The 12,399-nt window shown below is 59.0% G+C and carries 15 protein-coding genes; 1 reads left to right on the top strand and 14 read right to left on the bottom strand.

Translation table 11 applies throughout. From position 1 onward, the window contains the following. Positions 1–10 precede the first annotated feature (10 nt). A complete protein-coding gene (locus Q8O29_RS01490) occupies positions 11–910 on the top strand; it encodes a LysR family transcriptional regulator (RefSeq protein WP_305560279.1) in 900 nt (299 codons plus the stop codon). A gap of 162 nt (positions 911–1,072) precedes the next feature. Here Q8O29_RS01490 and Q8O29_RS01485 read toward each other — a convergent pair whose 3' ends face one another. The 14 genes from Q8O29_RS01485 to sufB form a co-directional block, all read right to left on the bottom strand. Further along, positions 1,073–1,306, bottom strand: coding sequence for a hypothetical protein (locus tag Q8O29_RS01485; protein WP_305560278.1), 234 nt, complete (start codon positions 1,304–1,306; stop codon positions 1,073–1,075). A gap of 95 nt (positions 1,307–1,401) precedes the next feature. Further along, positions 1,402–2,397, bottom strand: a complete 996-nt coding sequence (gene lipA, locus Q8O29_RS01480; protein ID WP_305560277.1) for a lipoyl synthase — start codon at positions 2,395–2,397, stop codon at positions 1,402–1,404. Positions 2,398–2,501: 104 nt separating this feature from the next. Continuing rightward, a complete protein-coding gene (locus tag Q8O29_RS01475; protein ID WP_305560276.1) occupies positions 2,502–2,822 on the bottom strand; it encodes a non-heme iron oxygenase ferredoxin subunit in 321 nt (106 codons plus the stop codon). 21 nt (positions 2,823–2,843) lie between these two features. After that, the gene (locus Q8O29_RS01470) at positions 2,844–3,539 is read right to left on the bottom strand and encodes a NifU family protein (protein WP_305560275.1); all 696 of its coding nucleotides are present in this window, start codon (positions 3,537–3,539) and stop codon (positions 2,844–2,846) included. After that, a complete protein-coding gene (locus Q8O29_RS01465) occupies positions 3,532–4,782 on the bottom strand; it encodes a P-loop NTPase (protein ID WP_305560274.1) in 1,251 nt (416 codons plus the stop codon). The genes Q8O29_RS01470 and Q8O29_RS01465 overlap by 8 nt, the downstream gene beginning before the upstream one ends. A gap of 45 nt (positions 4,783–4,827) precedes the next feature. Beyond that, on the bottom strand, positions 4,828–5,085 hold the full coding sequence (locus Q8O29_RS01460; RefSeq protein ID WP_296501662.1) for a BolA family protein: 258 nt from the start codon (positions 5,083–5,085) through the stop codon (positions 4,828–4,830). Positions 5,086–5,146: 61 nt separating this feature from the next. Then, positions 5,147–5,788 (bottom strand): GTP cyclohydrolase I FolE, encoded by a 642-nt coding sequence (folE, locus tag Q8O29_RS01455; protein ID WP_305560273.1) that lies wholly within the window; start codon positions 5,786–5,788, stop codon positions 5,147–5,149. A 257-nt stretch (positions 5,789–6,045) separates the two neighbouring features. Beyond that, positions 6,046–6,606: a NifU family protein gene (locus tag Q8O29_RS01450; RefSeq protein WP_305560272.1), complete on the bottom strand. Its 561-nt coding sequence runs from the start codon at positions 6,604–6,606 to the stop codon at positions 6,046–6,048. Between the two features lie 16 nt (positions 6,607–6,622). Next, positions 6,623–6,943, bottom strand: a complete 321-nt coding sequence (grxD, locus tag Q8O29_RS01445) for a Grx4 family monothiol glutaredoxin (protein WP_305560271.1) — start codon at positions 6,941–6,943, stop codon at positions 6,623–6,625. 102 nt (positions 6,944–7,045) lie between these two features. Continuing rightward, a complete protein-coding gene (gene sufU, locus Q8O29_RS01440) occupies positions 7,046–7,531 on the bottom strand; it encodes a Fe-S cluster assembly sulfur transfer protein SufU (RefSeq protein ID WP_305560270.1) in 486 nt (161 codons plus the stop codon). Then, complete coding sequence (locus Q8O29_RS01435; protein WP_305560269.1) at positions 7,531–8,790, bottom strand: cysteine desulfurase; 1,260 nt, start codon at positions 8,788–8,790, stop codon at positions 7,531–7,533. Before Q8O29_RS01435 ends, sufU begins: the two co-directional genes overlap by 1 nt. Further along, positions 8,787–10,148, bottom strand: a complete 1,362-nt coding sequence (gene sufD / locus Q8O29_RS01430) for a Fe-S cluster assembly protein SufD (protein ID WP_305560268.1) — start codon at positions 10,146–10,148, stop codon at positions 8,787–8,789. Before sufD ends, Q8O29_RS01435 begins: the two co-directional genes overlap by 4 nt. Continuing rightward, positions 10,145–10,939, bottom strand: a complete 795-nt coding sequence (sufC, locus tag Q8O29_RS01425) for a Fe-S cluster assembly ATPase SufC (protein ID WP_305560267.1) — start codon at positions 10,937–10,939, stop codon at positions 10,145–10,147. The genes sufD and sufC overlap by 4 nt, the downstream gene beginning before the upstream one ends. Beyond that, positions 10,936–12,372: a Fe-S cluster assembly protein SufB gene (gene sufB / locus Q8O29_RS01420; protein ID WP_305560266.1), complete on the bottom strand. Its 1,437-nt coding sequence runs from the start codon at positions 12,370–12,372 to the stop codon at positions 10,936–10,938. The genes sufC and sufB overlap by 4 nt, the downstream gene beginning before the upstream one ends. Between the last annotated feature and the right edge of the window lie 27 nt (positions 12,373–12,399).

Genomic DNA, 12,399 nt, shown 5'->3' with positions numbered 1-12,399 from the left:
TATTCATTCAATGCATATAAAAGACATCGACCTGAACCTGCTGCGGCTGTTTGACGCGGTTTACCGCACGCGCAATGTCAGCCGCGCCGCCGAACTGATGGACCTGACGCAGCCGGCCGCCAGCCAGGGCCTGACGCGCTTGCGCTTGCTGATCAAGGACCCGCTGTTTGTGCGCGCAGGCGGTGGCGTGCAGCCCACGCCGAAGGCCGACCGGCTCGCCGACGCGGTGCGCAGCGCGCTGGCCACGCTGGAGCTGGCGCTCAATGAATCGGCGTTGTTTGAGCCATTGCAGTCGCGCAAGGTGTTTCGCATCCACATGAGCGACATTGGCGAGGCGCGCTTTCTGCCGGAGCTGATGGTGGCACTGCGCCGGTTGGCGCCTGGCGTGCGCATCGAAACCTCGCCCTTGCCCGGCAGCGACATTGCCGCCGCGCTGGACAGCGGGCGCATCGATTTTGCTTTCGGTTTTTTGCCGACGGTCAAAGACACCCAGCGTCTTCAATTGCTCAAAGACAGGTACATCGTGTTGCTGCGGGAGGGCCACCCCTTTGTCAAAAAGCGGCGGAGCAGCCAGGCACTGCTGGACGATCTGCGCCAGCTTGAATTTGTCGCGGTACGCACACATTCCGACACGCTGCGCATTTTGCAGATGCTGCAGATCGAAGACCGCTTGCGCCTGACGACCGAACACTTCATGGTCCTGCCCTCCATCGTCAAGGCCACCGACCTGGCGGTGGTGATGCCGCGCAACATCGCACAAATTTTTGCGGCCGACGGCGGCTACGCCATCATCGAGCCACCGTTTCCGCTGCGCGACTTCACGGTAGCGCTGCACTGGAGCAAACGCTTTGAGGCTGATCCGGGGAACAGGTGGTTGCGCGGGGTGATTGAGGCGTTGTTCAGGGAATAAGGTTGGTGAGCTCGCGCCATGCGAAGCCCGGCAAAGCCTCTATGGCATACGTTTTTAGGGGGTAACACCAGATGAACAAAACGCAATGCCTTTAAAGCCCCTTGAGTCCGCTTCGTATCGTCTCCAAGAAAGAGGTGAACCGTACAGCGCGCCCTGAGTCCGTCAAGTTGGGGCGAGGCTGGCTCTAATCAGCGCTTCGTCGAGAGCCGCGAAGGTGGTATTGTGCCGGTCAGTGAGTGGGCCCCCGCCGGGAATGACATCACCATTCGGGTCGTAACCAATAGCCTTGAACTTCCATACCCCGTTGATCAACTTCAGGTTTCCCACATGCTCACCCTGGTCTGAGAGGACGAGATAAACGTGGTTATTCAACCTGTTGAGCGTCAGCTTGTTCAAGGAATTTCACCATTTTTAGAATCGGAGACAACACGTGCAACTTCGTCTTCGCTCATCGTTCTCCAACTGCGTTTTATTTTTTATCAACCAGACAATCAGACGATTCCTGCTCTTGCTGCCTGCTGATCCGCGTGGTAAGAACTGCGAACCATCGGGCCCGACGCTGCGTTCAAGAACCCCATTTTGTAGGCTTCATCCTCATACATCATGAAGGTGTCCGGATTCACGTAGCGGCGCACCGGCATGTGGCCGCTGGATGGCTGCAGGTACTGGCCGATGGTCAGCATATTCACGTCGTGGGCGCGCAGGTCACGCATCACCTGCAAAATTTCAGCATCGGTCTCGCCCAGCCCCACCATGAGACCGGACTTGGTCGGTATGGCGGGATGCGCGTGCTTGAAATTCTTTAACAGGTTGAGCGAGTTTTGGAAATCCGCGCCAGGACGGGCTTCTTTGTACAGGCGCGGCACGGTTTCGATGTTGTGGTTCAACACGTCCGGCGGTACGACGCTGAGGATTCCCAGCGCCAAGTCCAGGCGGCCACCAAAGTCGGGCGTGAGGATTTCGATGCGCGTATTCGGTGACAGTGCGCGGATATGGCGGATGCAGGCGACGAAATGGCTGGCCCCGCCGTCACGCAAATCATCGCGATCAACTGAAGTAATAACGACGTAATTGAGTTTCATCAAGGCAATGGTTTGGGCAAGCCGTTGCGGTTCGTGGGCATCCAGCTCATCGGGGCGACCGGTGCTGACGTTGCAGAACCGGCAGCGCCGCGTGCATTTGTCACCCATGATCATGAAGGTCGCGGTGCCTTTGCTCCAGCATTCGCCGATGTTGGGACAGGATGCTTCTTCGCACACAGTCACCAACTGGTTGGCGCGTACGATGTGCTTGATATCACTGAAGCGGCCCGAGGATGACGCCGCCTTGACGCGAATCCAGTTTGGCTTGGGCAGTCTTTCGACGGCAAGGTTCTCGTCGCGCTTGGTCTTGAGGGAACCTCTTTGCTGGTCCGGCCGAGGGCTGATCGCGGACGCGTGCGGTAACACCGACACGATATTTCTGAAGCGGATGGTTTCAATGGCCATGATGGGGTTGTCCTGGTAACGTGAAAATCGCGCAGCGACTCTCAGTGCTCCCCTCGCCCGCTTGCGGGAGAGGGGTTGGGGTGAGGGGGAATTGCTTGTTGGAATCAATCCCAGCGGCTATCGCGTATCTGAATCTCACCATTTTCGATGCGCAGCGGGAAGGTTCTGGTCGGCTCGTAAGCTGGCGCGGACAATGCCGCGCCGGTGCGGATGCAAAAGCGTGCCCCGTGTCGAGGGCAAACTATCTGATCACCCTCGACGGTGCCGCCGGTGAGCTGTCCCCCATCATGGGTGCAGACGTCTTCGATGGCGAAGTACTGACCGTCGAGGTTGAATACGGCGATCTGCGCGTTGTCCACCTCTGTAGCCCGCCGCTCGCCTGGCGTGAGCTCTTCGGCCCGCGCTACCGTGATCCATTCGCTCATTTCAATCCTTCATTCACAAATTCAATTACCTTGGCGGTCATGGGGGTCTTTGTTGCGTGGACTGACTGCGCGCGGGTAGAACGGCTTCTTCCCCGCTGCGTGGTCTGTCGCATCGACGATTTCCTCGATTTCCGGGGCGACCCTTTTCACCATGACTTCGAAGCCCTGCCTCAGCGTCACCTGAGAGGACGAGCAGCCCTGGCAGCCGCCACTCATGCTGATGAAAAGCTTGCCTTCGCGGACCTCCACGAGCGAAATCTTCCCGCCGTGGTTCGCGATGGAACGATTGACTTCCTTGTCCAGCAGTTGTTGAACGACCACGCCAAGCTCGGCGTCGGACCTGCCCTGCGTGCTGGCGCAGGTCGCCATCTCCAGGATCGCCGGCACGCCGGTGAGCAGCTGCGTCCGGATGGCCGTTCCGATGGCCGCTTTCAGACCCGCCCACGAGGCGCCCGACTCCTTGCCGATGGTCACCACGTTTTCCGCGATGAGCACATTGGCCACACCGGAGAGCGCGAACAGTCGCTCGACCAGCGGCGAGCCGGCAGCCCTTTCCTTGTTTCGGAAGAAGAAGGGGCCACCGGGGTGCAAGCTGCGGCTCACGGTGAACTTGCAGGTGTCGGGGTCGGCCAGCGAAGTCTCCGCGCGGATGCGGATCGGCTGCTCCACCAGCGTCGGATTCTCAGCCGTCCTATCCACAGTCAGGGCTTCAGACATTTTCGACGCTCTTCGCCGCAGCGCGCTCGCCCATGGCGCGCAGGTCGTTGAAAGAATGGATACCGCTGTTATGACCATCGTTCCAATCGAACCCGATCGCGTAGTTGCCTACGCTCACGATCTGGCGCGGGCTCACATCAGCGCGCACCGTCTTGGGATCGAGCAGCTTGCGTCCGCTCATCTCCTCGACGCACAGGGCGCAATGACACGCCAGGCGCAGGTCGCGAACGTCGAAGTCGTCGCGATGACCGTCCTCCCACAAGATGGACAAGGTACGCGGATCGCGGCGCAGGAGTCCGATGGGCGTGTTGCGCGCTCCGGAGGGCCGCACCGCGTCTTCCAGCCAGGCCGGTGCACCATCGTTGCTGTCCCACTTCCAGACAAAGGGCTTCAGCGTCGCGACCGCCGCGTGGAGCTGCTCCACCAGCGCTGCGGCGATGGCGGCATACACCAGAGAGCTGACCGACGTCGGCTGGTCCACCACGATGGGCCTGCCCTCATCACCGCAGGTGACGACATCGGCATCGAGAGGCAGGGCGCCGAGGAACGGGACGCCGAGCTCCTGGCTCATCTGCTCGCCGCCACCGTGACGGAAGATATCCGTGCTCTCGCCGCAGTGGGGGCAGGTGAAGGTACGCATGTTCTCGACGATCCCGAGAATCGGGACCTGCACTTTCTCAAACATCCGCAAGCCGCGGCGGGCGATCTTGAGGCTCACGGCCTGGGGTGTCGTCACGATCACCACGCCCGACAGCGGCATGCTCTGCGCCAGCGTCAACTGGGTGTCGCCGGTGCCTGGCGGAAGGTCGAGGATCAGATAGTCCAGCGCTCCACATTGCACGCCGCCGACGAACATCTTCAGGTATTTGCCCACCATCGGCCCGCGCAAGACGGCCGGTTTGTCGTCGCCGGTGAGCATGCCCATAGACACCACCTTGAGGCCGTGCCGCTCCGCCGGGATCATCCTGCCCTCCGGGGTCATCGCTGGCGGCTCACCCGTCGGAATGCCAAGCATGCCGGGGATGCTGGGGCCAAGAATGTCGGCGTCTACTATCCCGACACTCGCCCCGAGCTGCTGCAGCGCGAGCGCCAGATTGACGCTCACCGTGGATTTTCCGACGCCGCCTTTGCCGCTGCCGACGGCGATGATGTGACGGATTCCGGGCAGCTTCTCGGGGCCGACGGGCGGCTGGGATAACGCGTCAGGCGCGTGCTGCTGTGGGTCGTGCTCAGTGGTCTGCATGGCTAAGTTCCTTGTCTCTTCAATGATTCTCCAGGCTATCTTTGCTCAGGGTGTCCGGGTCTTCAGACTGTCGACGGCATGCACCGGCGCCATGTCCCCTTTCATTAAATCGGTGATAGCGCTGTACACCAAGCGCTGGCTCTGCAGCATGTTCTTGCCGGCGAACGCGGGCGACGTGACCTCGATGGTGTAATGGCCGCCGCCGCCGTTTACTTCGGCCCGTGAATCAGGAACCTGGCGCTCGATGGCCTCGCGCAGGGCATCGATGACGGAACCTTGGAACTCAGTTGGATGGGATGACATGTGACTCTCCTTATTGGTAGCGCGGCAGGGGGATTCGATGCCGCCTTTTACAGAAACAAAATTACGCTTTACGCTCAACAGCGAAAAATTCCGCGCGCAATGCGTGGTTGGATTGCAATGTGCCGAGCATGGATGAGGTGACGGTTTCTTCTCCCTGGGTGCGAATGCCGCGACTTTCTATGCACAGGTGGCGACAGCGAATGACTACGCCAACGGCTTGCGGTTCCAGGTGCGTCATCAGGGCAGTGGCAATCTGGATGGTGAGTCGCTCTTGCACTTGCAATCGATGGACAAAGCAATCGACCAGGTGCGTCAGCTTTGACAAGCCTACTATTTTTCCGTTGGGTACATAGCCGATCGTGGCACTGCCAAAGAATGGCGCTAGATGGTGCTCGCAATGGCTGTACACAGGGATGCCGCGTAGCACGATGAGTTCGTTGTACTCCTGCGCGCCGTCTTCAAATACTTTGAGACATTCAGCCGGGTCTTTGGCGTAGCCGGAAGTCCAGTGCTTCCAGGCTTTTGCAACGCGGGACGGTGTTTCTACCAGGCCCGCTCTATCGGGATTCTCCCCCAAGCTGATCAGGAGTCGGCGCCAGTCCTGCTCGGTAAACCCTTGTTCTAGCCTCTGTGCTTTTTCTGTCGGGGACGGTGCCTGTAAAACAGATTCTTCGATGGCTCGCGCCGTGAAATTTTGACTCATGCGATTTTTTAGTCTTTTCAAGTTTTTAGCCAGTCGGGCACTAGTACTGCAACCCGGAAGTAGCGAAACATAATGAAAGTGATGGCTTCGTGCCCAGGGCAAGGCGCAAGCCGCAGCGAAGGCTGGCCGCCTTCGCAAGAGTTGCAACGCCGCCATGGGTGCGAAGACGCGCTTTCATGTTTGGATATTTTCGGGTTGCAGTACTAGCCCAACTAAGCGTGGGAAAGTAGCCGTGGGATAGAACAGCGATTGCTAATCTAAACAGCCACGACTTCGATGTCCGGCTCTATGGTTCGAACCAGGTTCTCGATGCCTTTGAGCGTGCCGGATATCGAGCTTGGACAGGTGCCGCATGCGCCCTGGTAGTGCACGCTGAGTTGGTTGCCGGCCAGACCAACCACATGCAGATCGCCGCCATCGCTTTTCAGATAGGGGCGTATCTGGGCATCCAGTAGCACGTTGATATGCTCAAGCCGCTCCTGATCTTCGACATCAAGGTCGGCAATTGCCGTGCGCGCTGCGAAAACTGAAGCGGCGGACTGCGCGGCCGCCGCCGGTGCGGCGCGCAATGGCACGGCAATCAGGCGCACCAGCTCCGGCCAGTCGGCGCCGCCATCCTGCGTCACGGTGAGCCAGCGATCCACGTAAAACACATTGCTGACATGCTCAATGTCGAACAGCGTGGAGGCGAGCGCATCGTCCTGGGCCTGGATTGCGTTCTCGTAGGAATGCGAAATGCCCCAGGTCAGAGGCTCATGAAGCGTGAACTTCACCGCATTCGGGTTGGGGGTATCTTCGATGTCAGCAATTTTTGGCATGTTGATTTCCTCAAACTTATCCCTCTGCTGCCTGCAGCAATTGTTGCAGTTCACCTTGCTCGAACATCTCGCGCATGATGTCCGAACCACCCACAAATTCGCCCTTGATATAAAGCTGCGGAATGGTCGGCCAGTTGCCGTAGGACTTGATGCCATCCCGGATTTCCGGGTCGGCCAGCACGTCTACCGTGAAGAGGCTCGGTCCGCCGCAGGCCCTCAGCATCTGGATCGCCGAGCCCGAGAAGCCACACTGCGGGAACTGCGGCGTGCCCTTCATGTAAAGCACGACCGGGTTGGTCGTCACTTGCTGGTTGATTCTGGTCTGCGCATCCGTCATGTTCATTCTCCAAAGTTGTTTAGTTGCCGTCTTTACGGGTGAATTAGCCAGGCGTCCGGCGTGAAGCGCTGTGTACGCCATGAGGGGAAATTATTTTCATCTTCATGCATTACCGATCGTCACGTGCATCGGATCAAGTTCCGCCTCGGTCGATGTGCTCTCAACGGCGTTTAATGCGGCGTGCAGCGTGTGCCACGGCAAAATCGCGCATTTGACGCGCACCGGCAAGTCGGCTATGCCGGCAAACACCACCAGCCGCCCGATGTGATGATCGCCGCTCAGATCAAGTTTGCCGGTCGACATAGCGGTAAATTCGTGAATCAGTGTTTCTGCCTCGGCCCGGGTCTTGCCCTTGACAGCCACCGTCATCATCGACGCCGACGCCTTGCAGATCGCGCACGATGCACCTTGAAACGCGATGCAGTCGATGCATTTGTCACTGAGATGGAGTGCCACGTCGATCTGGTCGCCGCACAGCGGGTTGTGGCCCGCCGCCTGGTGACTGGCGTGCGCGAGCGTGCCGTAATTGCGCGGCTTCTTGTTGTGGTCGAGGATGACCTCTTGATACAAAGCTCTGGGGTCGGCCATTATGAAAACACTTTCTGCACACTGCGAATGCCGGCGATCAGGGCGTCGACTTCGGCAAAGGTGTTGTAAAACGCAAACGAGGCGCGCGAGGTGGCAGGCACCTTGAAGCGCTGCATCACCGGCTGCGCGCAATGATGTCCGGTGCGCACTGCGACGCCCTCCTGATTGAGCAGGGTGCCGATGTCGTGCGGATGCACGCCGTCAACTGCGAACGATATGACCGAGGCCTTGTCGCGGGCGGTGCCGATAATGCGCACGCCCGGCATCCGGTTCATCTGTTCGGTCGCGTAATTGAGCAGGTCGAGTTCGTGGTCAGCAATGGCGTCCATGCCGATGGCCGACAAATAATCCACTGCGGCGGCCAGTCCGATGGCCGCCGCAATAGGGGGTGTTCCGGCCTCGAATTTATGCGGGATCGTGTTGTAGGTGGTTTTCTCGAACGTCACCGACATGATCATGTCGCCACCGCCCTTGAAGGGCTGCATCCGCTCCAGCAGCGCCGCCTTGCCGTAGAGGATTCCGATGCCGGTCGGGCCACACAGCTTGTGACCCGAAAATGCGTAAAAGTCGCAGTCGAGATCCTGCACATCGACCTGCATGTGCGGCACGGCCTGCGCGCCATCGACCAGCACCGGCACGCCGCGCGCATGGGCAAAGGCGATCATCTGCTTGATCGGGTTGATCGTGCCCAGCGCGTTCGAGACCTGCATCACGCCGACGAACTTGGTGCGCTTGTTGAACAACTTCTCGTAGTCCTCAATCACCAGCTCACCAGCGTCGTTGATCGGCACCACACGAATCGTTGCGCCCTTTTCCTCGGCCAGCATCTGCCACGGCACGATGTTGGAATGGTGCTCCATCGTGGTCAGGATAATTTCGTCGCCAGGCCCGATGAACTTGCGGCCGTAGCCGTGCATCACCAGATTGATGGCATCGGTGGTACCGCTGGTGAAGATCACTTCGCGCTCTTCCCGCGCATGGATGAAATGCTGCAGCTTGCGCCGCGCCTGCTCATACTCGTTGGTCGCGATCTCCGACAGGCTATGCACCGCACGATTGATATTGGCGTGCTGCGTGGCCTGATACCGCACCAGCCGATCAATGACCTGCTGCGGCATCTGGCTCGACGCCGCATTGTCGAGGTAGACCAGCGGCTTGCCGTTGACCTGCAATTTAAGGATCGGAAAATCGGCGCGAATCCGCTCGACGTCCAGGCCTGGCGCCGCTGGTGCTTTGCGTACCGCTTGCAGGGCGTTCATGGCAGACTTGTTGTTTGTTCGAGCACCGTCTGCTCGAGTTGCCGCTTGAGCGATGCGATCGGAATGCGGTCGATGATCTCGGCACCGAACGCATAGGTCAGCAGGTTTCGGGCCGCCGCCTCGGTCAGCCCGCGGCTTTGCAGATAAAACACCTCTTCGCTGTCGAGCTGGCCAACGGTTGCGCCGTGCGTGCACTTGACGTCGGAGGCAAAAATCTCCAGTTGCGGCTTGGTATCGATGTGCGCCTTGGCGGTCAAGAGCAGGTTGCGGTTGGTCTGCTGGGCGTCGGTACGCTGCGCGCCTTCGCGCACCATGACCTTGCCGTTGAAGACGGCATGTGCGTTGCCGCCGACGATGCATTTGTGCAGTTGGCGGCTGCTGCCGTTGGCATGAGCATGGTCCATACAGCTATGGGTGTCGGCCAACTGCCTGCCAGAGATCAGCGCCAGGCCGTCAAGCGCACAGGTGGCGCCCTCGGCTGTTTGCAGCACGTTCAGGTTGTAGCGAGAAATGCGCGCACCCAGCGCGACACTGACCGACTGGTAGTTGCTGGCGCGCCCAAGCGACACCGCGCAGTTGGCAATATGAAACGCTTTACTGCCTTCGCGCTGAACCCGGATGTGCGTCACATGCGCATTGTCTGCCAGCACGACCTCGGTAACGGCGTTGGTGAAATGGGCTTCTTCCTGCCAGCCCAGTTGGTACAACACGACGTAATCTTCGATCACGGTCACGGCGCTGCCAGCCTCGGCAAGCACCAGACAGCGCGGGGTACTCACAACATCTTTTTGGGTCGCAATAAACAGCAAATGGACTGGCGCTGCCACCGCTACGTCACGCGGCACGATGACCACGGCGGCATCGTGCAGAAATGCGGTATTTTGCGCGGCGAATACGTCGTTTTTGAATGCTGTGTGGCGGCCCAGATGAGGCTCTATCGCCGCTGCGTGCGCAGTCATCGCGGCCGTCAGGTTGGACACCACCACGCCGCTGTGGCTAGCACTACCTGCATTGGGACTGGACAACTCCGGCGCATAGATACCATCCACAAACACCAGTCGGGTGCTTGCTTCTTCGATATAAAAGGGGGCGGCATCTGCCGCTTCCAGACAAGTGGCACTGAGCGCTGACGCAAACGACATTTTGCTGAGAAGGGAAATATCGGTAAAACGCCACTCCTCGTCTCGCGTGGTGGGAAGTTTCAACACGCCCACGCGCTCAACCGCCTCCGCGCGCAGCGCCTTGAGCCACGCCAAGGGGCTTGCCTCCAGTTGCGGCTGTCCTGCCAACAGGCTTTCGAGATAAGGCCCGATAAGTGACGACGCCGGCGCCGGCGTCGGTGCGGTGGCATCAATCATGCGGGCACACTCGCCGCGGACTGGTACTCGGCGCTGACCCACTCGTAGCCGCGCGTCTCAAGCTCCAGTGCCAGCGCCTTGCCGCCGGTCTTGATGATGCGGCCGCCATCCATCACGTGCACGTAATCGGGCACGATATAGTTCAACAGACGCTGATAATGCGTCACCATCACCATCGCATTGTCTTGGGTGGTGAGCTGATTCACACCGTGGGCGACGACCCTCAGCGCGTCGATGTCAAGGCCGGAATCGGTCTCATCAAGGATGGCCAGACGGGGCTCGAGCAGTGCCATCTGCAGTATTTCGTTGCGCTTCTTCTCGCCACCGGAGAAACCTTCATTGACGCTGCGGTCCAGAAAATCGGGATTCATTTCCAGCAGCTTCATCTTTTCGCGCACGAAGTCGTCAAACTCAAGCGGGTCGAGTTCTTCCTTGCCACGCTGTTTTTGAAGCGTGTTGTAGGTGAGGCGCAGGAACTGGCCGTTACCGACGCCGGGCACCTCGATTGGATACTGAAAGGCCAGAAAAAAGCCGGCTCGCGCACGTTCTTCGGGTTTCAGCGCCAACAGGTTCTGGCCTTCGAACAGCACGCTGCCACTGGTCACTTCATAGGCAGGGTGGCCCGCGAGTACCTTGGCGAAGGTGCTCTTGCCCGAACCGTTTTGGCCCATGATGGCGTGAACTTCACCGCTCCTGACCGTGAAGTCAAGGTCCTTCAGAATTTCGACGCCATTGACGCTCGCGCACAGTCCACGCACTTCGAGTAATACTTTGCTGTTCGGGTAAATCATCCGACACTTCCTTCCAGTTTGAAGCTCAGGAGATTGGTCGCCTCGACTGCAAACTCCAGAGGTAATTGTTGAAATACGTCTTTGCAGAAGCCGTTGATGATCATCGACACCGCTGCCTCGGCATCGACGCCGCGCTGGGCAAAGTAAAACATCTGGTCTTCACCGATCTTCGAGGTTGACGCCTCGTGCTCAACCTGGGCGCTGTTGTTGAGGACCTGGATATAAGGGAAGGTATTGGCGCCGCACTCTTCGCCAATCAGCATCGAGTCGCACTGTGAGTAATTGCGCGCAGCGGTGGCACTGGCTGCAATTTTGACCAGCCCCCGGTAGCTGTTGTTCGACTTGCCGGCGGAAATGCCTTTGCTGACAATCGTGCTGCGCGTATTTTTTCCAATGTGGATCATCTTGGTGCCGGTGTCGGCTTGCTGGTAGTTGTTGGTGACCGCGACCGAATAGAACTCACCAACCGAGTTGTCACCCAGCAAGACCACCGAGGGATACTTCCAGGTGATCGCTGCACCGGTCTCGACCTGGGTCCACGAAATACGCGCGTTGACACCTTTGGCCAGCCCCCGCTTGGTGACAAAGTTGTAAATGCCGCCGACACCGTTTTCATCACCCGCATACCAGTTCTGTACCGTTGAATATTTGATGTCGGCATTGTCAAGCGCGACCAGTTCGACCACCGCCGCATGCAACTGATTGGTGCTGAACGCCGGCGCGGTACAACCTTCCAGATAAGACACGGACGCCCCCTCCTCGGCGATGATCAGCGTGCGTTCGAATTGCCCCGACTCCTCGGTATTGATACGGAAGTAGGTCGACAAATCCATCGGGCACTTGACACCCTTGGGAATAAAACAGAACGAGCCGTCGGTAAATACCGCCGAATTGAGCGCCGCGTAAAAGTTGTCGCCAGTGGGAACCACGGTGCCAAGATACTTCTGCACCAGCTCGGGATGCTCCAGCACCGCTTCCGACATGGAGCAGAAAATGACGCCGACTTCGGCCAGCTTGTGTTTGTAGGTGGTGGCGACCGAGACACTGTCAAAAATCACATCGACCGCAACGCCCGCCAGCGCCATGCGCTCATGCAGCGGCACACCCAGCTTCTCGAAGGTACGCAGCAACTCGGGATCGACCTCATCGATACTGTTTAACTTGGCTTTGATCTTGGGTGCGGCGTAGTAGCTGATCGCCTGATAATCGATCTTCGGGTGATGACAGTTTTGCCACTCGGGCTCGGTCATCTTGAGCCATGCCTGGTAGGATTTGAGGCGAAAGTCGAGCAGCCACCCGGGCTCTTTTTTCTTGCTCGAAATCATGCGAATGATGTCTTCATTGAGACCCTTGGGCGCGACCTCCGATTCGATGTCGGTGACGAAGCCGTGCCTGTAGGGCTGGTTGACCAAGTTTTGCAGTACTGCACTCATTGAACTTACCTCTGGTTGTTTTCCGGG

Origin of the sequence: Polaromonas sp., assembly GCF_030689685.1 — a bacterium.
Classification (GTDB): domain Bacteria; phylum Pseudomonadota; class Gammaproteobacteria; order Burkholderiales; family Burkholderiaceae_C; genus Polaromonas.
The sequence above is the reverse complement of the archived record's forward strand: the minus strand, read 5'-3'. Positions and strand labels throughout refer to the sequence as shown.

Bases quoted from the DNA above. Each gene is read 5' to 3' on its own strand.
- Q8O29_RS01490 (WP_305560279.1), top strand. From the start codon at position 11: ATGCATATAAAAGACATCGACCTGAACCTGCTGCGGCTGTTTGACGCG.
- lipA (WP_305560277.1), bottom strand. From the start codon at position 2,397: ATGGCCATTGAAACCATCCGCTTCAGAAATATCGTGTCGGTGTTACCG.
- Q8O29_RS01475 (WP_305560276.1), bottom strand. From the start codon at position 2,822: ATGAGCGAATGGATCACGGTAGCGCGGGCCGAAGAGCTCACGCCAGGC.
- Q8O29_RS01470 (WP_305560275.1), bottom strand. From the start codon at position 3,539: ATGTCTGAAGCCCTGACTGTGGATAGGACGGCTGAGAATCCGACGCTG.
- Q8O29_RS01465 (WP_305560274.1), bottom strand. From the start codon at position 4,782: ATGCAGACCACTGAGCACGACCCACAGCAGCACGCGCCTGACGCGTTA.
- Q8O29_RS01460 (WP_296501662.1), bottom strand. From the start codon at position 5,085: ATGTCATCCCATCCAACTGAGTTCCAAGGTTCCGTCATCGATGCCCTG.
- folE (WP_305560273.1), bottom strand. From the start codon at position 5,788: ATGAGTCAAAATTTCACGGCGCGAGCCATCGAAGAATCTGTTTTACAG.
- Q8O29_RS01450 (WP_305560272.1), bottom strand. From the start codon at position 6,606: ATGCCAAAAATTGCTGACATCGAAGATACCCCCAACCCGAATGCGGTG.
- grxD (WP_305560271.1), bottom strand. From the start codon at position 6,943: ATGACGGATGCGCAGACCAGAATCAACCAGCAAGTGACGACCAACCCG.
- sufU (WP_305560270.1), bottom strand. From the start codon at position 7,531: ATGGCCGACCCCAGAGCTTTGTATCAAGAGGTCATCCTCGACCACAAC.
- Q8O29_RS01435 (WP_305560269.1), bottom strand. From the start codon at position 8,790: ATGAACGCCCTGCAAGCGGTACGCAAAGCACCAGCGGCGCCAGGCCTG.
- sufD (WP_305560268.1), bottom strand. From the start codon at position 10,148: ATGATTGATGCCACCGCACCGACGCCGGCGCCGGCGTCGTCACTTATC.
- sufC (WP_305560267.1), bottom strand. From the start codon at position 10,939: ATGATTTACCCGAACAGCAAAGTATTACTCGAAGTGCGTGGACTGTGC.
- sufB (WP_305560266.1), bottom strand. From the start codon at position 12,372: ATGAGTGCAGTACTGCAAAACTTGGTCAACCAGCCCTACAGGCACGGC.